Genomic DNA, 23,963 nt, shown 5'->3' on the forward strand with positions numbered 1-23,963 from the left:
CAGCAGCGGTGCCCACCGCAAGCAAGTTCCTCGCCGCACACGGATCCGGCGCACTCGACCTTCCCCTTCCCGGCCACGGCCGGACCGCGGACCGGTTCGCCGCGCTGGCCGGGCTGGCCCGCACCGACACCGTCCTTGGCAGGCTGGCCGAGGGCCACACCGACGCCGTGGCCATCCTCGCCGAGCTCGACGGCCCCGACCCCGCGGATGCGGTCTGGGGTGTCTGGGCCGCGGTGCCGAACTCGATCGTGGCCGTCCGGGAGGAGGGCACCTGGTGGCTGGCCGGTGACCGGCCCTGGTGCTCCGGCGCCGGGGTCTGCACCCGGGCGCTCGTCACCGCGACCACCGATGACGGGGTGCGGCTGTTCGCGGTCGACGTCACCGAGCCTGCGGTGACCGCGCTGGACGGGACGTGGCCGGCGGTGGGCATGGCGGGCAGCGACAGCCGGACCGTGCGCTTCACGCGGGCGCGCGGGATTCCGGTGGGCGGGGTCGGCGACTACGTGAACCGGCCGGGGTTCTGGGCCGGCGGGGCGGGGGTGGCCGCGTGCTGGTACGGCGCCGCCGTGGGCGTGGCCGAGCGCCTGGTGTCGTCCGCCCCCACCGATCCGCACGCGCTGGCGCACCTGGGGGCGGTGGACACCGCGCTCGGCGGTGCGTCGGCCCTGTTGGACCAGGTCTCCGCGCTCATCGACACCGAGTTCGACGCCGCGGCGCTCCGCCGCCCGGTCCGGCGGGTCCGGGCCGCGGTCGAGGCCGCCGCCACCGCGACGCTCGACCACGTCGGCCGCGCCCTCGGTGCGGGCCCGCTCTGCCAGGACGCCGAGCACGCGCGACGCACCGCCGATCTCACCGTCTACCTGCGTCAGAGCCACGCCGAGCGCGACCTGGCCGACCTCGGCACCGATGTCCTGCTGACCGGAGCGGGCTGGTGAGCCCACTGATCGAGGGCGCGGGGACCGCCGAGGCGTCCTGGCAGGCCTGGTCGCCCACCTGGCCGGTGCTGAGCGTGCCGGCGACCGCGCCGATCGTCGTGGCCCCGCACCCCGACGACGAGGTGCTCGGAGCAGGTGGCCTCCTCGCCCGGCTGGCGGCGGCCGGCGCGCCGGGCGTCGACGTCGTGGCGGTGACGGACGGGGAAGCGTCGCACCCGGGCAGCACGGTCCACTCGCGGGCGGAGCTCGCGGCCCTGCGCCGGGCCGAGACCGACGAGGCGCTCGCCCGCCTGGGCCTGCACGCACCCACCGTGCACCGCCTCGGCCACCCCGACGGGGGCATCGACGAAGCCGCGCTCACCGCCACGCTCGCGGCCCTGCTCACCGCCGGGCGCTGGTGCCTGGCCAGCTGGCGCGGCGACGGTCACCCCGATCACGAGATCGTCGGCCGCGCGGCCGCCGCCGCCTGCGCGCGGACCGGAGCCCAGCTGGTCGAGTACCCGATCTGGACCTGGCACTGGGCCCGGCCCGACGACCCCCGGGTGCCCTGGGACCGGTTCCGGCGCCTCCCGCTCACCGACGCCGAGCGCGCCGCGAAACGGCACGCGCTCGCCGCGTTCGTCACCCAGGTGCAGCCACTCGGCCCGGCCCCGGCCGACGCGCCGATCCTCCCGCCGCACGTGCTCGCCCGCTTCGACCGTCCGGAAGAAGGCTTTTTCCTGTGACCACGCTTCCCACCGAGTACTTCGACCGGATGTATGCCGCCGACGACGACCCGTGGGGCTTCCGTTCCCGCTGGTACGAGGAGCGCAAGTACGCGCTGACGCTGGCCGCGCTCCCCCGCCGCCGGTACCGCGCCGGGTTCGAGCCGGGCTGCTCGATCGGCGTGCTCACGGCCGCGCTCGCCGACCGCTGCGACACGCTGCTCAGCACCGACGTCGCCGAGGCGGCGATCACCCGGGCGCGGGCCAACGCACCCGGCGCCCGGGTGGAGCTGCGCCGCCTCCCCGAGGAGTGGCCCGACGAGACGTTCGATCTGATCGTGCTGTCCGAGGTCGGCTACTACCTCGACCGGCGGGCGCTCGAGCGGCTGGTCGACGCCACGATCGCCGGCCTCGAACCCGGCGGCGACCTGGTGCTCGTGCACTGGCTCCACCCGGTGCCCGACTACCCGATCGACGGCGAAACGGTGCACACCGCGTTCTCCGGCCGGCCGGAGCTGTCCCGGACCGTCCGGCACGAGGAGGAGGACTTCCGGCTCGAGGTCTACGCCCGGGTCCCTCCGGCGGCGCGGTCGGTCGCCGCCCGCGACGGCTTGTGCTGAGACGGATCGCCGTCGTGGTGCCGGCCCACGACGAGGAGGAACTGCTCCCCGCCTGTCTCGACGCGCTGCGCGAGGCCACGCGGCACGCACCGCTCCCGGTCGACGTCCTGGTCGTGCTCGACGCCTGCACCGACGACACCGCCCGGGTCGCGGCCGGGTTCGGGGTGGACACGCTGACCGTGAGCGCCCGCAACGTCGGCCGGGCCCGGGCCGCCGGTGCCGCCGCGGTACTCGCCGACGACACCTGGCTGGCCTGCACGGACGCCGACACCCGGGTGACCCCGGACTGGTTCGCCCAGCAACTGCGGCTGGCCGGGGCCGGCGCCGACGTCGTCACCGGGATCGTCCTGGTCGACGACTGGGGCGACTGGCCGGAGGCGACCGCGGTGGCGTTCCGGGACGCGTACCGCGAGAACCTGCACGCCCATGTGCACGGCGCGAACCTCGGGCTCAGCGGCGTGGCGTACCGGCGGTCCGGTGGCTTCCGGCCGGTGGCGGTCGCCGAGGACCACGCGCTGGTGCGCAGCGCCCTGGAGGCCGGGCTGCGGGTGGCGCGCAGCACCGAGGTGCGCGTGTTCACCAGCGCCCGTCGTCACGCCCGCGCCCCCGAGGGCTTCAGCGGCTTCCTCCGGGCGCTCTAGGCGCCTTCGGTGTCGGTCGTGGTCAACCCGGTTCCGCCGGGGTTCTCGAGGTCGGCCGGCCCCGGTTGCCGCCCCGACACCCCGGCACCCCCGGTCCGGACTCCGTCGTCCGCCGGTGGTGTCTCGGTCGAGCCGGTCGGGAAACCCTCGTCGCCGGTCGAGCGGCCCGGCGCCTGCGGGGTCTCGTCGGTGGAGACGTCGTGCGCGGTGCGTTCGTCGGAGGCGCTGGAGAGCGTGCCCGACTCGGCCGGCGCCTCCTCGGCGATCGCCGTGCCCAGGCCCGGGTCGTTCTCGTGTTCCACGCCGCGGTAAGCGGGCGCCGGCTGCTCTTGATTGCTCACTTCGGTGGCATGTCCGCTGACGCCGGAGGAAAACCTGATCGGACGACGACCCCCAAGTAGTGGACACTGAGTCAGGTGGCGAGCACGCGGTGTCGGGTCGGTCTGGTCGGTGCCGGGCGGGCCGCGGCCCGGCACGCGTCGGTTCTCGCCGGGTTCCACGACGTGTCGATCGTCGGCGTCACCGACCCCGACGTGCGGGCGGCAGCCGAGCTGGCCGCACGCACCGCGAGTACGGTCGCGCCCACCCTGGCCGCGCTGCTGGGTCTCCGGCCGGACGCGGTGTTCGTCTGCGTCCCGCCGCACGCGCACGGCCCGATCGAGGACGAGCTGCTCGACGCGGCCGTGCCGATGTACGTCGAGATGCCGCTGGGCGTCGATCGGGACCGGCCGGACGCGCTGGCCCGGCGGGTGGCCTCGGCCGGGCTGGTCACCGCGGCCGGACATCACTGGCGGTACTCCGCGGCGGTGTCCCGGGCGCGGTCCGCGCTGGCCGGGCGTCCGATCCGGCTGGTCACCGGTACCTGGCTGGACGCCGTCGGCGGCGCGCCGTGGTGGGGGCGCCGCGAGCAGTCCGGCGGGCCGCTGATCGAACAGGTCGGGCCGCTGCTCGACCTGCTGCGCGCGCTCGCCGGCGAGGCCGTCGAGGTGTACGCGCTGGGCGACGAGGCACCCGTTCCGGGGACGGACTTCGACAGCGTGACCGCGGCGACGCTGCGATTCGCGTCGGGAGCGGTGGGAACGCTGGCCACGACGTGCCGGTTCGCACCGCGTGCGACCGACGGGAACGGCACCGGGTCGCGGGTGGCGGAGCTGGAGATCCATGCCGACGGGGCCGGCGCGCGGATCACCGAGGACGGGTGCGAGATCCGGGTGGGCGACCGGTCGGAGTGGCACGCGGTCGACGCCGGCGCCGCGGTCCGCGCGATCGACCGGGCGTTCGTCGACGCGGTCCGCCGGCCCGACGCACGCGGCGGCGTCCTGGTGGACTACGCACAGGCGGTACGGACCCACCGCCTGGCCCACGCGCTCACCCGCTCAGCCGCCGAAGGCCGCCCGTTACGGCTGCGCGCGGATTAGGGGCGTCCCCAGGTGGAGCGCATCTGCGTCAGGTAGCCGCCGGGTGGCGGCTGCTCGCCGTGGAACGCGCCGGCCGTGGGCCGGGACAGGAACGCGTGCCGTTCCGCGCGGGCCCACGCCGCCGAAGCGGCCGCGACCCGGGCGGCCCTGGCCCAGACCCACGTGACGAACGTTCCTCGCCGGGCGACCGCCGCGACCTGCGTCATGGTGCACTCTCCTGATCGAAGCGCCCTCGCGGCACGAGGACGGATGCCAGCTACCCCGGGTCACGGGAGATCAATCCCCGACCGGCGTGCTGTACCGATGGAGAAAGCACAAAGAAGCCGTACGCCCGATCGGGGCGTACGGCTCCATTATGGATCACCGTCAGTCGCCGGGCCATTCGCCGGTGGACCGGGCCCACGCCTGCGCGCCCGCCCGGTCGATCGTCGCCTTGACCACGGCGTAGATCGCTCCCTGAATAGCGGACGCGAGCAACACTTCGCCCCACCCGTATTCACTCTGGGTCGCACCGGGCGCGTCGTCCCGCCCGGACACCTTCTTCCACACCTGCTTGAAGATGATCCCGGCGACGAGACCACCGGCCATACCGGAGGCCAGACCGATCGGTCGGTAGACGACCTTCGAAGCCTTGCTCATCGGCCGAACCTCCGCCGGACCGGCGTGGCCCGCCGGGCCCGCAGCTTGCGGCCGCCGATGACGAGCGCCACCACGGTCGCGGCCGCACCCGCCGCGACCTGCGGCCACGGCGCGTACCGCGCGAGCGCCTCCTTGCCGCGCTCCGCCGACGCCTGCGCCTTCACCTTGCCCACCTCGGTGCGCTCGGCGGCCCGCGTCTTGAGCGAGTCCAGCTGCACCTTCGTGGTCTCCACCGTCTCGCGGACCTTCGCCTGGGCCTGCGCTTTCACGTCGGCCTTAGCGGCGAGGGCCTCGACGGTGTCGCCGAGGTCGGCTCTTATCTCGGCGATCTCAGCGCGGAGCTGATCGGGATCCTTCGCCTCGGTCTTGTCCGCCGTCATCGGTGCGCACGCTCCTTCACGGTCTCGATGTCACGCTTCACGCCGTCGACAGCCTCGGCCGGAACCGGCGGCGTGGCCTGCTGGAACTCTTTCTTACCGGTCAGCGCGAGCACGCCGGCCACGGCGAACAGCACGACGGCGACGATGAGCGCCGACGCCCATACCGGCAGCACGAGCGCGAGCGCCGCGATCGCCGCGGTCACCACCGCGCCCACGCCGTAGAGCGCGACGACCCCGGCCCCGCCGAACATGCCGGCGCCGAGCCCGGCCTTCTTGCCCTTCTGGGTGAGCTCCAACTGGGCGAGCTTCAGCTCGTCGCGCACGAGCGTCGAGACCTGGTCGGCCATCCGGGTCACGAGTTCGGCGGTGGACGCCGAACCGGTGTCGAACCGCCCCGGCGACGGGGCGTCGACAGGTTGAACTCTGGGTTCGGTGTGGGTGGCCATGTGTTGTTCCTCCTAGGTGAGCGAACCGTGGGTGCTGGGCCCCACCTCGTCGGCCTTCCGGGCGCCGCGGTGCCCGAGGGGTTCAGCCGGCCCGGTGGTGCTGTCGCGCTCCGTCTGGGCCTCTAGTTCGGCGTTCAGTTCGGCGCCGAAGAGGATCGCCAGGCACGAGATGTAGAGCCAGAGATTGAGGACGATGACGCCGGCCAGCGCGCCGTACGTCTTGTTGTAGCTACCGAAGTTGTTGACGTAGAACGAGAACCCCGCCGAGGCGATCAGCCAGAGCACGGTGGCGACCACGGCGCCCCAGGAGATCCACCGGAAGCGCGCGTTGCTCCGGTCGGGCGCGAAGCGGTACAGCAGGCTGAGCCCGAACATCATCAGCAGCGCCAGCAGTACCCAGCGGCCGATGCTGACAATCCCGTTGGCGAACGCTCCGAGCTGCAGCGCGTCGAGCACTGGCGGCACCACCGCGACCAGCAGGATCGCAACCACGAACGCGACGATCGCGCCGAGCGTCATCAGGATCGCCAGCCCGCGCTTCTTCAGGAAGTTGCGCTCGTCCACCTCGTCGTACGCGGTGTTGACGGCCTGGATCATGCCGTTCATGCCGCCCGACGCGCTCCACAGCACGGCGCCGAGCGAGATGATCAACCCGATCGACAGGCCTTTGCCGCTGGCGTTGGTGGCGGCCGTGATCGGGTCGGTGATCACCTGCTTGACGTCCGACGACAGGCTCGCGGTCAGCTCGTCGATCTGGCCGGCGATCACGTCGGGGCTGGCGACCAGGCCGTACATCGTGATCGCACCGATCGCGGCCGGGATGAGCGCCAGCCAGGCGTAGAACGCGGCGGCGGCCGCGGCGGTGGAGATCTGGTCGTCCTTGAACTCGCGGACGGTGCGGACGAGAACGTCCTTCCAGCCGCGCAGCGGGATCTGACGGGGCGAGTTCGCTTGCCGACCGCGTGCTGCGCTCGAGCCGGCGGGCACTGCGGTCATCCGGTCACCCCCTGGAGTCGGTACGCCTCCCATACCCCGAGTAACGGTGGTCAATACTCCGGGGCGGGGTGGAACTTCCTTCCTGTCCGGTCCACCCTGTTGTCCCGGCCACGCCACACGTAGTCTGGACGGGATGGGAGCGGTTGAGCAGCCAGCCACTTCGGGTCGCGCGCCGGCGGCGCGCGCCCATGCGCGGCGTTCAGCGAGGGAGTAACCCATGACGCCACCGAAGGCCGAACACCCCGCTGCAGCCAGCGGCGTGGAGGTCCGGACCGTCGCCGAAAGTGCGGGTTCTCCCGTCCAGGAAACCTTGACGGTCGCTACGCAGCGTGAGGCCAGCGGCCTCACCACCGTCCGCGTCGACGGCGAACTCGACATGCTCACCGCACCGACGCTGATCTCCGTGGTCGACGACGAACTCGACCGCGGCTGCAACCGCCTGCTCGTCGATCTGCGGCCGGTGCGGTTCCTCGGTTCCAGCGGGCTCACCGCGCTGATCGCGGTGGCCCGCCGCTGCGAAACCGATCAGGTGCAGCTACGCCTGGTGGCGGACGGACCCAGCGTGCTCCGACCGCTGGAGATCACCGGTCTCTCGGCCGCGTTCGTCACCGTCTCCGACCCGCTCGACGCCTGGTAGCTCGTCCTCGAGCACGGCTTCTTCCTCGACCACCGGCAGCAACCGCCGGTACACCCGTTCGACGCTGGTCGCGACCCGCGACCACTCGTACCGCGACCTCGCCCGGTCGGCGCCCGCGACCCCGAACCCGAGCCGACGCACCGGGTCAGCGAGCAGCGACCGGATCGCCGACGCGAGCTGATCGGGCCGGCGCGGCGCCACCAGCACGCCGGAGACCCCGTCCACGACCACGTCGGAGACCGCTCCGACCGCGGTCACCACGACCGGGACCCCGCAGGCCATCGCCTCGAGTACCCGGCCGGCGCTGACCGGACCGTGCCACGGGACGCAGACCACGGCGTCGGCCGAACGCAGCAGCGCCGGCCGGTAGCCGGGATCGGTCCGGTCGAGGTGCGGGTCGGCGAACGACACCCGCTCCGCCACGCCGAGCTGCGCCGCGCCCTTCCGCAGGCGCGCCAGCTCGTCGGCGCCTCCCTGCTCGTCGACGGTGGCTCCGAAGATCACCAGTTCGACGCCGGGCAGGCCGCGTAGCGCCGCGATCATCGTCTCGAAGCCGCTGACCGGGGTCAGGTCACCGAGCGCGACCACGCGAGGCTCCTCGGCGGCGTCGAGCGCGGGGCCGGGCGCGAACCGGTCGACGTCGATCCCGGCGGGGACCATCGTGATGCGTTCCCGCGGCACCCCCATCCGGGTGAACTCGTCGACCTCGTCGTCGCTTCCGGCGACCACGGCGTCGACCGACCGGGCGAGTGCGACCTCGAGCCGGATGCGGTTGGAGAGCGTGGCGTCGGCCGGGGCGCCGCCCGGCGTACGACGGAGCTCGGCGCCGAAGCCGGCGAGCGTCAGCACGACCGGCACCGGCGCCTGGCTGGCTCCGCCGCCGACGAGCGCGGACTCCCGGAGCTGCCGCTGAGCGGCGGAGACGGCGAGGCCGGACGTCCAGGTGTAGGCGTGGACGACCTCCGGAGGGTCGCTACGCCACTCCTCGGCGAGCGCACGCCCGAAGTCGCTCATCCAGGCGGCCAGCTCCTGCTCGGGAATCGGCTGCGCGGGGCCGGCGTCGACCTGATGGACCGTCACCCCGGTCGTCTCGTGCGCCTCTTTCGGAGCGGCCGCATCGGCGCGCCTGGTGTAGACGTCCACGTCGTGCCCGGCCTCGGCGAGTGCCGCTGCCAGGGCCGTGACCTGGGCGGCCACCTCCCGCCCAGCCGTGACGGGCAGGTCGACCGGCGCCGACACCATCGCGATCCTCATGAAGCACTGCCCTTCCGAAGCGGACGAGACAGGGAAGCCGCTCCTGCTCCTACGCTAAGCCAACCGAAGCGAAAGCGCAGCGCGCGAAACTACGGGCGCACGCGCTGCGCCGTGAAGACGCTCACCACTCACCGTAAACAGCTCCGGTCGTACCGCAACTTCGACGCCCACGCGGAAAGCGCGTCACGAATCGCCCGGAATCAGGTGTGTGAGGGCAGCAGACCCGGGTATGGGTGCTGTGGCCCCACCAGTCGCACGCACGGCGTTATCGCTGGTCGGCAGTGGGGCGGAGACGAGCGGCCGGGCGCGTGGACGCCCGGAGTCCGCGGAGCGGATCCCGAGTGGGTCCGTATCCCCCGGGTCCAGCAGCGGGCCTTTCACGACGGGACACCCGTCGGCAATTCTCACCGACCCGGGTGGCCGGTCCGTTCCATCCGGGCCACCGCCCCCGCGAGGAGGACACAGACGTGAGCACCATCGAGCGGTCGATCGACGTCCACGTGCCGGTTCGCACGGCCTACGACCAGTGGACGCAGTTCGAGACGTTTCCGCAGTTCATGGAGGGCGTCGAGAGCATTCAGCAGACCGACGACCTGCACACCCACTGGCGCACGAACATCGCCGGCGTGAAGCGCGAGTTCGACGCCGAGATCACCGAGCAGCGCCCCGACGAGCGGGTGGCGTGGAAGAGCACCAGCGGTGAGAAGCAGGCCGGTGTGGTCACGTTCCACCGGCTCGACGACGAGAACACACGCATCATGCTGCAGCTGGACTTCCATCCCGAGGGCGCGGTCGAGAAGGCCGGCGACGCGCTCGGCCTGGTCTCGCACCGGGTGAAGGGCGACCTGGAGCGTTTCAAGACGTTCATCGAGGAGCGCGGGGGCCCGACCGGCGCCTGGCGCGGCGAGAAGGACGCGCCGCCGCAGAAGGGCGCACCCGCGCACTACTCGCCGCGTACCGAGGAGGACCCGAGCGCGATCGCGCACGGCGTCCCGCCGACGACCAACCTGACCAGGGAAGAAGCCCAGCGGGCCCACGACGAGGGCCGCCCGGCGACCCCGCCCGTGATCTGACGATCCAACCGTCGGCGTCGGCCGGGTTCCGCACCCCCGGCCGGCGCTGGAATGAGGGGGTATCCGGTGCCAGCGACCCTGCGCCACGCACACTCCGCCCAGATCAACCCGGCACCGACCCTGCTCACCCGCTCCGCGCGTGAGCAGGATGCCGCCGAGAACGCCGTGGAGGTCATCTGCCCGGCGACACCCGAACAACTTCCCGTACTGCGCGCGATCGCGACGTCGATCGCGCTGCGCGCGGACGCCGACCTGGACCTCGTCGCCGACCTGCGGCTCGCCGTCGACGAGGCCTGCACCGCACTGGTGCGTGCCGCCGGGGCCGGTGAGCCGCTGCACTGCCGGTTCATCCAGCACTCCGACGCCGTCGAGGTGGTGGTCGCGGCCTGGGCTCCCCAGCCGGCCCCGGCCGAGGACGAGCTGGGCCTGCTGTTGCTGGGCAGCCTCACCGACCACATCACGACCGAGACCCAGGCCGTCGACGACGGGTTCGAGCTGCGCACCTCCCTGCTGGTGAAGGTGCACCCAGAAGGAGCGCGCCGGTGACCGAGAGCGGAGGGGGCGTCGACGTTCGCGACCCCGGCCTGCGCCCGGCGGACTCCGACGCCGAGTCGGAGCTCCGCCCGGAAGCGGATCTGGGGGTCCAACGCAACCGCGATCTCTGGGGGGAACCCGAGACCGAACGCCCGAAGCCCCGGCGGGACTCCTCCGACGGCTACGGCTCGTCCAAGCTGACCGCCCACCTCACCGACCAGGGCAACGGCAGGCGGCTGGACTACGACAACTACTCCTCGGTCGCGCCGCTGTTCGAGCGGTACGTCGAACTCGACGAGGACGATCCGGAGCGGGTCGCGGTCCGGGAGAAGCTGGTCACCGCACACCTCCCGCTGGCGCGGCACATCGCGCGCCGGTTCGCGAACCGCGGCGAGCGGCTCGAAGACCTCACCCAGGTCGCGATGGTCGGCCTGATCCAGGCGATCGACCGGTTCGACCCGCACCGGGGCGTCGAGTTCCTGTCGTTCGGCATTCCGACGATCATGGGCGAGGTCCGCCGCCACTTCCGGGACCAGGGCTGGTCGGTCCGCGTCCCGCGGCGGCTCAAAGAGCTGCACCTGTCGATCAACGCGGCCGTCGGCGAACTCTCGCAGCACAACGGGCGCGCGCCGACCGCCAGCGAGCTGGCCGCGCACCTCAACCTCTCCCGCGAGGAAGTGCTGGAGGGGCTGGAGGCCGCCAACGCCTATCAATCGACGTCGCTCGACACTCCGGTGGGCGCCGAGCCCGACGCCCCGTCGCTCGGCGACACGCTCGGCGGTGAGGACACCGCGATCGACGCCGTGGAGTACCGGCAGGCGCTGCAGCCGTTGCTGGCCAAGATCCCGCCGCGGGAACGGCGCGTGCTCGCGCTCCGGTTCTTCGGCAACCAGACACAGACGCAGATCGCCCAGGAGATCGGTGTCTCGCAGATGCACGTGTCCCGGCTGCTGGCGTCGACGCTCGCGAAGCTGCGAGCGGGCCTGTTGGAGGAGTGAGCTGTGCAGAGCGTGCAATTGTCGATCCCGACCACCCCCGACCGGATCTTCTCCGTGCTCGCCGACGGCTGGGCCTACGCCAGCTGGGTGGTGGGCGCGAGCCACATCCGGGACGTGGACGAGGGCTTCCCCGCGGTCGGCACGAAGATCCACCACAGCGTCGGCGGGTGGCCGGCGATGGTGAAGGACGACTCCGAGGTGCTGGAGATCGAACCGGACCGGCTGCTCGTCCTGAAAGTGAAGGTCTGGCCGCTGTTCGCAGGCATCGTCCGGGTGGAGCTGGAGCCCGACGGCACCGGCACGGTGGCGACGATGTCGGAGGAGTTCGTCGACGGCCCCGGCAAGCTCCTGCCCGAGCCGCTGATCGCGCCGGTGCTCAACGCCCGCAACCGCGAGTCGCTCAAGCGGCTCGCGGCCCGGGCGCTGAAAGACGACCGCTACGCGGCCGACGGATCCCGCGGTCAGCGGTAGACCGCCCGGTTGGCCGCCCGGATCAGCGACGCATAGGCCGGACCGCCGAGCGAGTCGCGCCTGAGCGCGGCTCGCGCGGCGTTGCTCCCCGGCCCGCCGTGCACCCCGCCCCCGGGGTGAGCGGACGCGCTGGCCAGGTAGAGCCGGTCGATCGGGGTGTCGGCGCGGCCGAGCCCCGGCACCGGCCGGAAGAACAGCTGCTGGTGGATCGCCGCGGTACCGAGGTTCGCGACGCCCTCGGGAAGTGACGGGTTCCCGTGCGCGACCTCGGCCGTGCTGAGTACGCGGCGGGCGACGATGCGGTCGGCGAACCCGGGAGCGTGCTTCTCGAACAAGGCCTGGACCTTGTCGGCGTGGCGCTCGGTCTCCCCCGGCTTCCAGTCCCGGCCGTGCGGCACGTGGGTGTACGCCCAGACCGAGTCGCCGTTGCCCGGCGCGCGCGACGGGTCGGCCACGGCCATCTGACCGGCGAGCACGAACGGGTGCTCCGGGATCCTCCGGCGGGCCAGGTCGGCCCCGTACTGGGTCAGCCCGTCGAGGTCGACGCCCAGGTGCACGGTGCCGGCCCGGCGGGCGGCCTCCGCGGTCCACGGCACCCGGTCGGAGAGCGCCCAGTCGATCTTGATTATCGCGTTGTCCCAGGCGAACCGGTTGAGGTCGTCGACCATGCGCGGCGGCAGGTGCCGATCCCCCACCAGCTGGCGGTACAGGTGGGGGGCCGCGGTGTCGGCCAGCACGGCCTTCCGGGCCTGGATCAACGCGCCCGACGCCGTCCGCACGCCGACGGCCTTACCCCGGGCCACCAGAACCTTCTCGACCGGCTCGGAGCAGCGCAGCTGCCCGCCGGCCGCGGCGAGCCGGGACACCAGCGCACCGGTGAGCGCGCTCGCGCCGCCCTCGGGCACCGGGAAACCCTGGAACTGGCCGAGCATCGCGAGCAGCCAGCCGAACACCGAGCTCGCGGCGCTCTCCGGCTGCAGGTCGGTGTGGAGCGCGTTGCCGGCGAGCAGCACTTTCGCGCCCTCGCCGGAGAACGTCTCGGCGGTGTACTGCTTGACCGGCTGCACGGCGAAGCGCGCGAACCGCAGTGCGTCGGCGACGCCGAGCGAGCGCAGCAGCCCGCTCGCGGCCCGCACCGGCGGGAACGGCTGGAACAGCGCGTCGAGGAGCCGGTCGGCGATCGCGCGGAACCGTTCGGCCTCCCGCCGCCACGCGTCCCCGTCGCCGGGCGCGAACGCGTCGACCGACGCCGCGGTCTCGTCCAGATCGCGGGAGAGCACGGCGACCCGGTCGTCGGGCAACACGTGGGCCAGCACGGACGGCGCGTGCAGCCAGCGCAGGCCGTGCTGGTCGAGGTCGAGGCCGGCCAGCACCGGCGAGGCGCCGCCGAGCGGGTAGAACGCGCTGCACAGATCGGCGACGTAACCGGGGCTGATCTCGTCCGAGCGGACGGCGCCACCGGGTTCGGCCGCCGCCTCCAGCACCAGCACGTGCCAGCCCCGGTCGGCGAGCAGGTTGGCGGCGACCAACCCGTTGTGGCCGCCGCCGACGACGACGGCGTCGACGGTCTCGGTGGGCGCGGTCATCGGCGGCCCTTCATCAGGACCGCGGTGGCGGCGACCACCGCACCACCGGCCGCGAGCACGAGGGGTTTGCGGCCGGCGGCCCAGGCCTGCCAGCTGTGCGACTTGGCCTTCCCGTCGAACACCCCGTGCGCGCCCCGGTCCTGGACGTCGTCGAGCGGGCGGCTCAGGTTGTCCTTCCAGGCCGCGGCGTCGATCGGGTCGGGGGTCTGCTGACTCTCGACCCCGGTGCGGGCCAGGTAGTGGTCGAGCAGGCGCGGGATGAACTTCTGGCCCCAGCGGGTGGCGACGGTGATCAGGCCGACGTCGAGCATGCGCTGACCGGTCTCCGCGGCCCGGACGATCGCCTCGGCACCGACCTCCGGCTGGTAGATCGGGGGGACCGGCTGGGGGTGCCGGGGCAGGCGCGTGCGCACCCACCCGAACTGGGGGGTGTTCATGGCCGGGAGGTTGACCTGGCTGATGCGGACGCCGCTCCTCTCCGCGAGCAGCTCCACCCGCAGCGACTCGGTGAAACCGGCCACCGCGTGCTTGGAGGCGCAGTACGGCGCCTGCAGAGGTATCGAGCGGTAGGCCAGCGAGGACCCCACCTGGACGATCGTGCCACGGTCGCGCGCCCGCATCCGCTTGATCGCGGCCAGCGTGCCGTTGACGAACCCGAGGTAGGTGACCTCGGTGACGCGCTTGAACTCGGCCGGGGTGACGTCCCAGGTGTAGGCGAACACGCTCGCCATCGCGTTGTTCACCCAGACGTCGATCGGGCCGAGTTCGGCCTCGATGCGGGTGGCGGCGGCCTCGACCGCGTCCGCGTCCGAGACGTCGGTCTGGACGGCGAGCGCGTCGGCGGCGCCGTGGTCGAGGGCCTGGCGGCGGGCGGCGTCCAGGCCGGCCTGCCCGCGGGCGAGCAGTCCGACGGCCGCTCCCCGCCGGGCGAAGGCCAACGCGGTGGCGCGGCCGACACCCGCGCTCGCGCCGGTCACCACGACTACAGGGGCACCGGACGCTGTCGGCATGGCCGTCGTCTCCTTCTCCTCGGCGCGATGTGCTCCGACGAGGTGCCCTAGCGACCCCGGGGGCAAACGCTCCGGCTCACCCCTTCAGCGTGAGGGCGTGGAACTCCCGGGAGGTGAGCAGGGCGCCGTCGAGCGTGCCGGTGACGATCGCCTTGGCCCCGGACGGCAGCGTGGAGAGCGCCCGGCGCTGTCCGTCGACGGTAATCGTGGCCCCGGCGACGAGCACGATGGTCAGCTCGGCGTGGCGGCGGCGACCGTCCTGTACGTCGCGGATCGTCACGGTGCTCTCGAGGAGATCGAACCCGCTGATCGTGCCGACCAGTTCGACGTGCTGACCCCGGCGGCGGCGGTCCCGTACCACCGGCGCGTCGGCGACGGCGGCGAGCGAGTGCGTGCCGACGGAGGCGGCGGCGAACAGGTTGTCGGTCATCGGATCTCCCGGTAGGTCTGCGGTTGCCTGCACCGGGTAGTTCGGCCGCCACTGGTGGCGGCCGAAGTGCAGCCCGGGCGCAAGGCGGTTGCCGTGCCCCGGCGGCACCCGGGCCGCCCTCAGTGCGCGGCCCAGGTGTCCCGGACGGTCCGCGCGGCGATGTCGCGGAGGACGCGGTCGGCGGTCTCGGCGCTCACCTCTCCCTCGCTGCGCAGCCTGAGCACCGCGGCCTGTTCGGCGTCCCGGAGGTGCCCCGCGACCTTGGAGGCGTCCAGCATCCGCTGCCGCACCTCGGCCGAGAGCTCATCACGCAGAGCCGGAACGGTACGGGCGTACCGCCGCCGGATCAGCTCCGCCGCGTCCTCGTCGATCCGGCCGGCGGCCAGCAGCTCGTCGAGGCGGGCCATGGCCGCACCGGCCGCCACCGCGCGGGCCCGGCCGACCTCCCCCTGCTCCTCGTCCGACGAGCGCACGCCGAGCCCGCGCACCACCCACGGCAGCGTCAGCCCTTGCCCGACCAGCGTCACGACCACGACCGCGATCGCCGCGAACAGCACGACCGGCCGCCCGGGGAAGTCCATCGGCAGCGCCAGCGCGGTGGCCAGCGTCACCACGCCACGCATACCGGCCCAGGACACGACGACCGACTCCCGCCACCCGTGGCCGTCGGTGGATTTGCGCATCCGACGCCCCGCGACCCATCCGAGCGGCAGCACGAACAGCGCTCTGGTCGCGATCGCCGTCGCGCACACCGCGGCCGCGACCCCGGTGCCGTAGGTCGGCACGCCCGGGTCGAGCACGACCTTGACCAGCTCGTAGCCCACCAGCCCGAACGCGAACCCGCCGATCAGCCAGTCGAGCACCCGCCAGACCGTGCCGCCGGCCAGGAACCCCGCCCCCGTGTACGCGTCGCTGCCGCCCTGGCCGAGCATCAGCCCGGCGACCACGACGGCCAGCACGCCCGAACCGTGCAGCTCCTCGATGCCGAGGTAGGCCGCGTACGGCAGCAGCAGCGACAGGCCCACCTCGGCGCGCGGGTCGGAGAGGCGGCTGATCAGCGTCCGGCCGATCCAGCCGACGGCGATCCCGACCAGCGGCGCGATCAGCACCGACACGGCGAGCGTCCCGGCGGCGTCGGCCGGTGAGAACGAGTCGGTGAGCGCGGCCGACACCGCGGTCGTGTAGATGACGAGCGCCAGCGCGTCGTTGATCAGCCCTTCGCCCTCCAGCACCGCGACCAGCCGCTTCGGCAAACCGAGCCGGCCGGCCAGCGACGTGGCCGCGACCGGGTCGGGCGGCGACACGACCGCGCCGAGCGCGACCGCGGCCCAGAGCGTCAGGCTGGGGTCGACCCACTGGGCGATCAGGGCCACGACCACTGTCGTCACCGCGACCAGGCCCACCGCGAGCGCGAGCAGCACCTTCCAGTTGCGGGTGAAGTCACGCCGGGAACTGCGCTGCGCGGCCGCGAACAGCAGCGGCGGGAGGAACAGCGGCAGCACCAGGTCCGGGTCGATCAGCTCGCGCGGCGCCTCCGGCACCAACGCCAGGACGGCGCCCATCAGCGTGAGCGCGACCGGCGCCGGCACCCCGAACCGGTCGGCGAACGGACTGACGAGAACGACGCCGAGCAGTAGGACCAGGACGACGACCAGAGCATTCACACGCACCTCCTACCCAGTGCACGCCGATCGGCACGCGGGGCGGAGGATTGCACCGGGCCGAACCGGGGCAGGACAAGGTTCGCGGCCTGGGGCGAGCGTCGCTGGATCGATCACGAGGAGGCACGATGCAGGTGTGGGCCGGCACCAGTTATCCACTGGGTGCGACCTACGACGGCGTCGGCACGAATTTCGCGCTGTTCTCCGAAGCCGCGACCAAGGTGGAGATCTGCCTGTTCGACGACAGCGGCGTCGAGGAGCGGTACGCGCTGCCCGAGGTGGACGGCTTCGTCTGGCACGGGTACCTCGCCGGGGTCCAGCCGGGTCAGCGGTACGGCTTCCGGGTGCACGGCCCGCACGACCCCCAGGCGGGCGTGCGGTGCAACCCCAACAAGCTGCTGCTCGACCCGTACGCGAAAGCGATCGACGGTGACGTCGACTGGGACGACTCGCTCTTCGGCTACAAGTTCGACGCCCCGCACGAGCGGTCGGACGGCGACTCCGCGCGGCACCTGCCGAAGTGTGTCGTCGCGAACCCGTACTTCGACTGGGCCGACGACCGCTCCCCGCGGCACCAGTACCACGAGACCGTCATCTACGAGACCCACGTGCGCGGGTTGACGATGAACCACCCCGGCGTGCCCAAGGCGCTGCGGGGCACGTACGCCGGAATCGGGCACGCGTCGGTCGTGGAGCACCTCTCGAAGCTCGGCGTCACCGCGCTCGAGCTGATGCCGGTGCACCACTTCGTGCACGACCACTACCTGGTCGAGAAGGGCCTCCGGAACTACTGGGGCTACAACACGATCGGCTTCCTGGCGCCGTACTCCGGCTACAGCAGCACCGGCACCCGCGGTCAGCAGGTGCAGGAGTTCCGGGCGATGGTCAAGGCGCTGCACGCCGCCGACATCGAGGTGATCCTGGACGTCGTCTACAACCACACCGCGGAAGGCAACCACCTCGGGCCGACGCTGGGCTTCCGCGGCATCGACAACCGCACGTACTACCGGCTGGTCGACGACCAGCCGGAGTACTACATGGACTACACCGGCACCGGGAACAGCCTCAACGTCCGGCAACCCCATTCACTGCAGCTGATCATGGACTCGCTGCGGTACTGGATCACCGAGATGCACGTCGACGGGTTCCGGTTCGACCTCGCCGCGACGCTGGCCCGCGAGTTCTACGACGTCGACCGCCTCTCGACCTTCTTCGAGGTCATCCAGCAGGACCCGATCGTCAGCCAGGTGAAGCTGATCGCCGAACCGTGGGACGTCGGGCCCGGTGGCTACCAGGTCGGCAACTTCCCGCCGCTGTGGACGGAGTGGAACGGCCGGTACCGGGACACCGTCCGCGACTTCTGGCGCGGCGAGCCGGGCACGCTCGGTGAGTTCGCCTCGCGCATCTCCGGCTCGGCCGACCTCTACCAGCACGACGGGCGCCGCCCGGTGGCCAGCATCAACTTCGTGACCTGTCACGACGGCTTCACGCTCAACGACCTCGTCTCCTACAACGAGAAGCACAACGAGGCCAACGGCGAGAACAACAACGACGGCGAGAGCCACAACCGGTCGTGGAACTGCGGGGTCGAGGGGCCCACCGACGACCCGGAGGTGCTGGAGCTGCGTGCGCGTCAGCGGCGCAACTTCCTCGCCACCATGCTGCTCTCGCAGGGCGTGCCGATGATCGGGCACGGCGACGAGCTCGGCCGCACCCAGCAGGGCAACAACAACGCCTACTGCCAGGACAGCGAGTTGTCCTGGGTCGACTGGCGCAACTCCGACGACCAGCTGGTCGACTTCGTCCGACGGGTCTCGCAGCTGCGTGCCGAGCACCCGGTGTTCCGCCGCCGCCGGTTCTTCGACGGCCGCCCGGTCCGTCGCGGCGCCGGTACCCCGCTCAGCGACGTGGAGTGGTTCACGCCGGACGGGCGGGAAATGAGCGAGGACGACTGGGAGAGCGACTTCGGCCGGGCGATCATGCTGTTCCTCAACGGCAACGGCATCCGCGAGCTCGGGCCGCAGGGCGATCTGATCACCGACGACTCGTTCATCCTGGCCTTCAACGCACACTACGAACCGATCGACTTCACGATGCCGCCGAGCGAATACGCCACCAAATGGAGCGTCGCGCTCGACACCGCCAACACCAATGGCGCGGGCACCCGCGTCGCCGAGGCCGGCGGTCAGATTCCGGTCGAGGCGCGCTCGCTCCTCGTGCTGCAGAGGGATGTATGACATGAGCACGGTTCGTGGCACCTACCGCGTGCAGGTGCAGCCGGAGTTCGACCTGCGATCGGCCGCCGGGCTCGCCGACTACCTGCGTGACCTGGGCGTCACCCAGCTGTACTCGGCGCCGCTGCTGCAGTCGACGCCCGGCTCGCAGCACGGTTACGACGTCGCCGACCACTCGCACGTCAACACCGAGTTGGGCGGCGCGGAAGCCTTCGCCGCGCTGAAGGACGCGCTGCGGGCGCACGGGCTCGGGCTCGTCGTCGACATCGTGCCCAACCACGCCGGCGTGGCGGTGCCGCGCGCGAACCCGGCCTGGTGGGACGTGCTCCGCCGCGGACGCGACTCGGAGTACGCGCGCTGGTTCGACATCGACTGGGACCGCGGACCGGTGCTGATCCCGGTGCTGGGCTCGGACTCCGACGTGTCGTCGCTGACCGTCGAGGACGGCGAGCTGCGGTACTACGAGCACGCGTACCCCATCGCCGAGGGCACCGGTGACGGTTCGCCCCAGGAGGTGCACGACCGGCAGCACTACCGGCTGGTCGACTGGCGCCGGGGAGACGGCGAGATCACCTACCGGCGGTTCTTCGCGATCGCCGACCTGGCCGGGCTCCGCGTCGAGGACCCGACCGTGTTCAACGCGACGCACGGCGAGATCCTCCGCTGGTACGCCGAGGGCGGCCTGGACGGCATTCGCGTCGACCACCCGGACGGCCTGCTCGATCCGGGTGAGTACCTCCAGCGGCTGCGTGTCGGCGCACCCGAGGCCTGGCTGGTCGTGGAGAAGATCGCCGAGCCCGGCGAGGAGCTGCCGGAGTGGCCGATCGACGGTCTGACCGGCTACGACGCTCTCGGCGAGGTCGGCGCGCTGTTCGTCGACCCGGCCGGTGAGGACGCGTTCACCGCGCTGGACACCGAGCTCACCGGCGTCACCACCGACTACCCGGAGCTGCTGTACGCCTCCAAGAAGGACGTCGCCACCGGCATGCTGCGGGCCGAGCTGCGGCGGCTGGCCCGGCTCGTACCGGACGAGCCGCAGGCGGAGGCGGCCCTCGCCGAGCTCCTGGCCGCGTTCCCGGTCTACCGGTCCTACCTGCCGTTCGGCCTCGACCACCTGGCGTCGGCGCTGGTCACCGTGCGGGAGCGGCGGCCCGAGCTCGGGCCGGCGCTGGACACGCTGGAGGCCAGGCTCACCGACCCCGACGACGAGCTGGCGATCCGGTTCCAGCAGACGTCCGGCGCGGTGATGGCGAAGGGCGCCGAGGACACCGCGTTCTACCGGTGGACCCGGTTCGTGGCGCTGAACGAGGTCGGCGGCGACCCGCAGCACTTCGGCGGCTCGGCGTCGGCGTTCCACGAGGCGGCGGCCGCGCGTCAGGCGCACTGGCCCCGGGGCATGACCACGCTCTCGACCCACGACACCAAGCGGTCGGAGGACGTCCGGGCCCGGATGGCAGTGCTGGCCGAGATCCCGGACGAGTGGGCGACCGCGGTCCGTCGCTGGCGCGAGGTCGCGCCGGTGCCGGACGGGGCGATCGCGCACCTGCTCTGGCAGACCGTGGTGGCGACGTACCCGATCAGCGCTTCCCGGCTCAAGGGGGCGCTGCAGAAGTCGGCTCGCGAGGCCCGCACGGTGACGTCGTGGAACGACCCGAACGAGGAGTTCGAGGCGGCGCTGGAGGCCGCGATCGACACCGCGCTCGCGTCGCCGGACGTGGCCGCGTTCGCCGAGCTCGTCACGCCGTACGGGTGGGTGAACGCGCTCGGGCAGAAGCTCGTGCAGCTCACGATGCCCGGGATCCCGGACACGTACCAGGGCACCGAGCTGTGGGACAACTCGCTCGTCGACCCCGACAACCGGCGGCCGGTCGACTTCGACGCCCGGCGCAAGCTGCTGGCCCGGCTGGACGACGGCTGGTTGCCGCCGCTCGACGCCGAGGGCGCGGCCAAGCTCCTGGTGACCTCGCGCGCGCTGCGGTTGCGCCGGGACCGGCCGGAGCTGTTCGGGTCGTACACGCCGATCGCGGTGTCGGGGTCGGCGGCGGACCACGCGGCCGCGTTCGACCGGGGCGGGGCGATCACCGTGGTGACCCGGCTGCCGATCGGCCTGGAGCGGCGCGGCGGCTGGGGCGACACCGTGCTGGAACTGCCCGACGGCGAGTGGAAGGACGTCCTGACCGGCGCCGAGTACTCGGCCGGTGCGGACGGGCCGGTCGGTTTGATCGACGTGCTGTCGCGGTATCCGGTAGCGCTTCTGACTCGAGTGTGAGGGACTCCGTCGTGACGACGTTCGAGCTGTGGGCCCCCGTGCCGTCCCGCGTCCGGGTCCGGGCCGGGGGCCGGGACACCGAGATGACCGCCGGTGCGGGCGGCTGGTGGCGGGCCGAGGTGCCCGACGCCGGCCCGGGCACCGCCTACGCCTACCTCCTCGACGACGACGAGCACGCCTACCCCGATCCGCGTGCGGTCTGGCTGCCCGACGGTGTGCACGAGGCCGGCCGGGTGTACGACCACGGCGCGTTCGACTGGACCGACGGGCGCTGGACGGGCCGCCAGCTGGCCGGCAGCGTCCTCTACGAGCTGCACGTCGGGACGTTCACCCCCGACGGCACGTTCGACGCCGCGATCGAACGGCTCGACCACCTGGTCGAGCTCGGCGTCGACATCGTGGAGCTGCTCCCGGTGAACGGCTTCAACGGCACGTACAACTGGGGTTACGACGGCGTCGCCTGGTACGCGGTGCACGAGCAGTACGGCGGTCCCGACGGCTTGAAGCGCTTCGTCGACGCGTGCCACGGCAAGGGCCTCGGCGTCGCGCTCGACGTCGTCTACAACCACCTCGGACCGTCCGGCAACTACCTGTCGAAGTTCGGGCCGTACCTGAAGGCGGGCCAGAACAGCTGGGGTGACCTGGTCAACCTCGACGGGCCGCAGTCCAACGAGGTGCGCCGCTTCATCCTCGACAACGTGCTCGGCTGGCTGCGTGACTTCCACCTCGACGCCCTGCGCCTGGACGCCGTGCACGCGCTCGCCGACACCAGGGCGTCGCACCTGCTGGAGGAGTTCGCCCGCGAGGTCGACGTCCTCTCCACGCACCTCGGCCGCCCGCTCGCGCTGGTGGCCGAGTCCGACCTCAACGACCCGAGGCTGATGGCCCCGGTCGAGGCGGGCGGGTACGGGCTCACCGCGGCCTGGGACGACGACGTCCACCACGCGCTGCACTCGGCGCTGACCGGCGACCGCAGCGGCTACTACGGCGACTTCGGTGCGCTCTCCACGTTGGCCACCGTGCTCACCGAGGCGTACTTCCACGCCGGTACCTACTCGACGTTCCGCCAGCGGATCCACGGCCGCCGGGTGGACCGGCGCAACACGCCCGGCCACCGCTTCGTCGTGAGCCTGCAGAACCACGACCAGATCGGCAACCGCGCCACCGGCGACCGGCTCTCGGCGACGCTCTCCCCCGGCCTCCTGACGGTCGGCGCGGCGCTGATGCTGACGTCACCGTTCACGCCGATGCTGTTCATGGGTGAGGAGTGGGGCGCGGGCACCCCCTGGCAGTTCTTCACCAGCCACCCGGAGCCGGAGCTGGCCCTCGCGGTGGAGCGCGGTCGCAAGGCCGAGTTCGCCCAGCACGGGTGGGGCGAGTCGGAGGTGCCCAACCCCCAGGACCCGGCGACGTTCGAACGCTCGAAGCTGGACTGGAGCGAGCTCGGCACGAAACCGCACGCCGACGTGCTCGACGCCTACCGCCGGCTGATCGCCCTGCGCCACGAGATCTCCGACCTCACCGACCCGCGCCTGGACCGGGTGTCGGTGGAGTACGACGAGGACGCCCGCTGGCTCGTCGTCCACCGGGGGGAGCACGCGGTCGCCGCGAACCTGTCCGCCGAGCCCCGCACGCTGCCCGTCAGCGCCACGACGATCCTCTTCGGCGACGCGAAACCCGGCGAGAGCGGCCTGGAACTCGCCCCCGAGTCGGTAGCCGTCGTGCGCCGCTGAGCGTCAGGCGGGGCAGAACTGCGCCTCGAGAACGTCGTTGAACGTGCTCAGGCCGCTCCAGTCGCCGTTGATCTGGGCGGTGACCAGGTGGCTGCCGTCGCGGGTACCCATCGAGTACACCCAGGAGCCGTAGGTGGCGCCGCCGTTGCCCCACACCGTGGCGCCGCACGGCAGCGTCTGGGCGAACACACCGAGTCCGTAGCGGGTGCCGGGAATCCACCCGGCGCCCTCGGTGGGAACGGTGGTGAGCATCTCCGCCAGCTCGGCGGCCGGCAGTATCCGGCCTCCGAGTAACGCCCCGACGAATCGGTTGAGGTCGCCGGTGGTCGAGATCAGGCCGCCGGCCGACCAGGCATATGTCTGGTTCATCTCGGTCGCGTCGTGAATCGCGGGTTTCGGATCCGGCGAGAACAGCGTGGAGTAATGCACGGGATGCGCACCGCGGATGCCGGGCTCGTTTCCCGGCAGGTAGGTCCCGGTCAGTCCGAGCGGGCGGACGATGCGCCGCTCGAGTTCGTCACCGAAGGCCTGACCGGTGATTCGTTCGACGATCAAGGCCGCGAGGATGTAATTGGTGTTGGAGTACATGAATCGTTCGCCGGGGGCACCCGTAGGCGGGTTCGACAGCGCGATTGTGACGAGGTCTTCCGGCGTGAAACGGTCGTAGCGATGCGCGAACCACGCGTCCCCCACGGCGTTGGCGGCGAGGGCCGGATCCTGGACGTAGTTGAAGAGGCCACTGGTCTGGTTGAGCAGTTGCCGGACGGTGATGGCCCGGCCGTCGTAGTGGTCGGTCCGGACCAGCCCGGGTAGCCATCGCTCGACGCTGTCGTCCAGACTCACGCGACCCTCACCCACCAGGTGCAACACCACGGTCGCGGTGAACGCCTTGGTGGCGCTGCCGATCCGGAATCGCTCGTCTGATTGCCGCGGGCGGCCGGACCGCGTGTCGGCGGCGCCCGCGGAGCCCCACCACTGGGCGTCGCGCCGCTGTATCTCGACGACGACGCCGGGCGCACCGAGTGTTTCCACGGCCCGGTCGAGCACCGGCTGGACGCTGTCCACCCCGGGAATGATGCGATTCATCAGAGGGCTCCTCAATCGCGACGTATGATTTCCTGTGCCTTGAACGCTACGTTGCGTTCAGTAATCGAACAATCGCCACCATTCACGTTGAGGCCGTTTTACCTGCTGAACCGCCTAAGCATTAGTGCGATGGGCCTGGAAGCAAACGCAACGCAATTCCTATTCGTTGCGACGAGGTGACAGTGAACGCAATACCCGGAACGGCGAG

The 23,963-nt window shown here is 72.2% G+C and carries 25 protein-coding genes; 13 read left to right on the forward strand and 12 right to left on the reverse strand.

The features are described from left to right. The first annotated feature begins 8 nt into the window (after nucleotides 1–8). Genes CRYAR_RS34500 through CRYAR_RS34515 form a run of 4 tightly spaced genes read left to right on the forward strand, consistent with a single transcriptional unit; the run spans nucleotide 9 to nucleotide 2,900 of the window. Nucleotides 9–935 carry an acyl-CoA/acyl-ACP dehydrogenase gene (locus tag CRYAR_RS34500; protein ID WP_035857390.1) on the forward strand — a complete coding sequence of 309 codons (927 nt, stop codon included), beginning with the start codon at nucleotides 9–11 and terminating at the stop codon, nucleotides 933–935. After that, nucleotides 932–1,660, forward strand: a complete 729-nt coding sequence (locus tag CRYAR_RS47730; RefSeq protein ID WP_211247779.1) for a PIG-L deacetylase family protein — start codon at nucleotides 932–934, stop codon at nucleotides 1,658–1,660. Before CRYAR_RS34500 ends, CRYAR_RS47730 begins: the two co-directional genes overlap by 4 nt. After that, entirely contained in the window at nucleotides 1,657–2,259 is a 603-nt protein-coding gene (locus CRYAR_RS47735; protein ID WP_035857391.1) for a class I SAM-dependent methyltransferase, read from the forward strand. The genes CRYAR_RS47730 and CRYAR_RS47735 overlap by 4 nt, the downstream gene beginning before the upstream one ends. Then, nucleotides 2,253–2,900: a glycosyltransferase family 2 protein gene (locus tag CRYAR_RS34515; RefSeq protein WP_211247780.1), complete on the forward strand. Its 648-nt coding sequence runs from the start codon at nucleotides 2,253–2,255 to the stop codon at nucleotides 2,898–2,900. Before CRYAR_RS47735 ends, CRYAR_RS34515 begins: the two co-directional genes overlap by 7 nt. On the opposite strand, the gene CRYAR_RS34520 is transcribed toward CRYAR_RS34515, so the two are convergent. After that, on the reverse strand, nucleotides 2,897–3,241 hold the full coding sequence (locus tag CRYAR_RS34520; protein WP_157018289.1) for a hypothetical protein: 345 nt from the start codon (nucleotides 3,239–3,241) through the stop codon (nucleotides 2,897–2,899). The genes CRYAR_RS34515 and CRYAR_RS34520 overlap by 4 nt on opposite strands. A gap of 75 nt (nucleotides 3,242–3,316) precedes the next feature. Between CRYAR_RS34520 and CRYAR_RS34525 the strand changes: the two genes are divergently transcribed. Beyond that, nucleotides 3,317–4,318, forward strand: coding sequence for a Gfo/Idh/MocA family protein (locus CRYAR_RS34525; RefSeq protein WP_035857393.1), 1,002 nt, complete (start codon nucleotides 3,317–3,319; stop codon nucleotides 4,316–4,318). Here the strand turns inward: CRYAR_RS34525 and CRYAR_RS34530 are convergent. The 5 genes from CRYAR_RS34530 to CRYAR_RS34550 all read right to left on the reverse strand — a co-directional run bounded on the left by CRYAR_RS34530 (nucleotide 4,315) and on the right by CRYAR_RS34550 (nucleotide 6,779). Next, nucleotides 4,315–4,524: a hypothetical protein gene (locus tag CRYAR_RS34530; RefSeq protein ID WP_035857394.1), complete on the reverse strand. Its 210-nt coding sequence runs from the start codon at nucleotides 4,522–4,524 to the stop codon at nucleotides 4,315–4,317. The genes CRYAR_RS34525 and CRYAR_RS34530 overlap by 4 nt on opposite strands. 160 nt (nucleotides 4,525–4,684) lie before the next feature. Next, the gene (locus CRYAR_RS34535) at nucleotides 4,685–4,957 is read right to left on the reverse strand and encodes a DUF4235 domain-containing protein (protein ID WP_035857395.1); all 273 of its coding nucleotides are present in this window, start codon (nucleotides 4,955–4,957) and stop codon (nucleotides 4,685–4,687) included. Further along, nucleotides 4,954–5,337, reverse strand: coding sequence for a DUF3618 domain-containing protein (locus CRYAR_RS34540; protein ID WP_035857396.1), 384 nt, complete (start codon nucleotides 5,335–5,337; stop codon nucleotides 4,954–4,956). The genes CRYAR_RS34535 and CRYAR_RS34540 overlap by 4 nt, the downstream gene beginning before the upstream one ends. Then, entirely contained in the window at nucleotides 5,334–5,783 is a 450-nt protein-coding gene (locus CRYAR_RS34545) for a phage holin family protein (protein ID WP_084701344.1), read from the reverse strand. The genes CRYAR_RS34540 and CRYAR_RS34545 overlap by 4 nt, the downstream gene beginning before the upstream one ends. A gap of 12 nt (nucleotides 5,784–5,795) precedes the next feature. Beyond that, complete coding sequence (locus CRYAR_RS34550) at nucleotides 5,796–6,779, reverse strand: YihY/virulence factor BrkB family protein (protein ID WP_035857397.1); 984 nt, start codon at nucleotides 6,777–6,779, stop codon at nucleotides 5,796–5,798. A gap of 217 nt (nucleotides 6,780–6,996) precedes the next feature. On the opposite strand from CRYAR_RS34550, the gene CRYAR_RS34555 reads away from it, so the two are divergent. After that, nucleotides 6,997–7,416, forward strand: coding sequence for an STAS domain-containing protein (locus CRYAR_RS34555; protein WP_084701346.1), 420 nt, complete (start codon nucleotides 6,997–6,999; stop codon nucleotides 7,414–7,416). On the opposite strand, the gene CRYAR_RS34560 is transcribed toward CRYAR_RS34555, so the two are convergent. After that, nucleotides 7,315–8,670 (reverse strand): glycosyltransferase, encoded by a 1,356-nt coding sequence (locus tag CRYAR_RS34560; protein ID WP_051571330.1) that lies wholly within the window; start codon nucleotides 8,668–8,670, stop codon nucleotides 7,315–7,317. The genes CRYAR_RS34555 and CRYAR_RS34560 overlap by 102 nt on opposite strands. Nucleotides 8,671–9,137: 467 nt before the next feature. Here CRYAR_RS34560 and CRYAR_RS34565 point away from each other — a divergent pair, with 467 nt between their 5' ends. From CRYAR_RS34565 to CRYAR_RS34580, 4 genes are all read left to right on the forward strand, one after another. Further along, entirely contained in the window at nucleotides 9,138–9,743 is a 606-nt protein-coding gene (locus CRYAR_RS34565) for an SRPBCC family protein (RefSeq protein WP_084702027.1), read from the forward strand. A 66-nt stretch (nucleotides 9,744–9,809) separates the two neighbouring features. Continuing rightward, the gene (locus CRYAR_RS34570; RefSeq protein ID WP_051571331.1) at nucleotides 9,810–10,289 is read left to right on the forward strand and encodes an ATP-binding protein; all 480 of its coding nucleotides are present in this window, start codon (nucleotides 9,810–9,812) and stop codon (nucleotides 10,287–10,289) included. Next, on the forward strand, nucleotides 10,286–11,275 hold the full coding sequence (locus CRYAR_RS34575) for an RNA polymerase sigma factor SigF (protein ID WP_245620561.1): 990 nt from the start codon (nucleotides 10,286–10,288) through the stop codon (nucleotides 11,273–11,275). Before CRYAR_RS34570 ends, CRYAR_RS34575 begins: the two co-directional genes overlap by 4 nt. A gap of 3 nt (nucleotides 11,276–11,278) precedes the next feature. Then, entirely contained in the window at nucleotides 11,279–11,746 is a 468-nt protein-coding gene (locus CRYAR_RS34580; protein WP_051571332.1) for an SRPBCC family protein, read from the forward strand. Here CRYAR_RS34580 and CRYAR_RS34585 read toward each other — a convergent pair. The 4 genes from CRYAR_RS34585 to CRYAR_RS34600 form a co-directional block, all read right to left on the reverse strand. Next, a complete protein-coding gene (locus CRYAR_RS34585; RefSeq protein ID WP_035857398.1) occupies nucleotides 11,737–13,332 on the reverse strand; it encodes a phytoene desaturase family protein in 1,596 nt (531 codons plus the stop codon). The two genes, CRYAR_RS34580 and CRYAR_RS34585, sit on opposite strands and share 10 nt — an antisense overlap. Continuing rightward, nucleotides 13,329–14,342 carry an SDR family oxidoreductase gene (locus tag CRYAR_RS34590; RefSeq protein ID WP_035857399.1) on the reverse strand — a complete coding sequence of 338 codons (1,014 nt, stop codon included), beginning with the start codon at nucleotides 14,340–14,342 and terminating at the stop codon, nucleotides 13,329–13,331. The genes CRYAR_RS34585 and CRYAR_RS34590 overlap by 4 nt, the downstream gene beginning before the upstream one ends. Nucleotides 14,343–14,418: 76 nt before the next feature. Next, nucleotides 14,419–14,772 carry a hypothetical protein gene (locus CRYAR_RS34595; RefSeq protein ID WP_035857401.1) on the reverse strand — a complete coding sequence of 118 codons (354 nt, stop codon included), beginning with the start codon at nucleotides 14,770–14,772 and terminating at the stop codon, nucleotides 14,419–14,421. 119 nt (nucleotides 14,773–14,891) lie between these two features. Continuing rightward, on the reverse strand, nucleotides 14,892–16,436 hold the full coding sequence (locus CRYAR_RS34600; protein WP_035857402.1) for a Na+/H+ antiporter: 1,545 nt from the start codon (nucleotides 16,434–16,436) through the stop codon (nucleotides 14,892–14,894). A 125-nt stretch (nucleotides 16,437–16,561) separates the two neighbouring features. Between CRYAR_RS34600 and glgX the strand changes: the two genes are divergently transcribed. Genes glgX through treZ form a run of 3 tightly spaced genes read left to right on the forward strand, consistent with a single transcriptional unit; the run spans nucleotide 16,562 to nucleotide 22,669 of the window. After that, entirely contained in the window at nucleotides 16,562–18,670 is a 2,109-nt protein-coding gene (gene glgX / locus CRYAR_RS34605; protein WP_035857403.1) for a glycogen debranching protein GlgX, read from the forward strand. A gap of 1 nt (nucleotide 18,671) precedes the next feature. Then, a complete protein-coding gene (treY, locus tag CRYAR_RS34610) occupies nucleotides 18,672–20,936 on the forward strand; it encodes a malto-oligosyltrehalose synthase (protein WP_211247781.1) in 2,265 nt (754 codons plus the stop codon). An 11-nt stretch (nucleotides 20,937–20,947) separates the two neighbouring features. Next, nucleotides 20,948–22,669: a malto-oligosyltrehalose trehalohydrolase gene (gene treZ, locus CRYAR_RS34615; protein ID WP_035857405.1), complete on the forward strand. Its 1,722-nt coding sequence runs from the start codon at nucleotides 20,948–20,950 to the stop codon at nucleotides 22,667–22,669. 3 nt (nucleotides 22,670–22,672) lie between these two features. Here treZ and CRYAR_RS34620 read toward each other — a convergent pair whose 3' ends face one another. Continuing rightward, complete coding sequence (locus tag CRYAR_RS34620; RefSeq protein WP_035857406.1) at nucleotides 22,673–23,755, reverse strand: serine hydrolase domain-containing protein; 1,083 nt, start codon at nucleotides 23,753–23,755, stop codon at nucleotides 22,673–22,675. Between the last annotated feature and the right edge of the window lie 208 nt (nucleotides 23,756–23,963).

The sequence above is a fragment of the Cryptosporangium arvum DSM 44712 genome, from assembly GCF_000585375.1.
Taxonomy (GTDB): Bacteria; Actinomycetota; Actinomycetes; order Mycobacteriales; family Cryptosporangiaceae; genus Cryptosporangium; species Cryptosporangium arvum.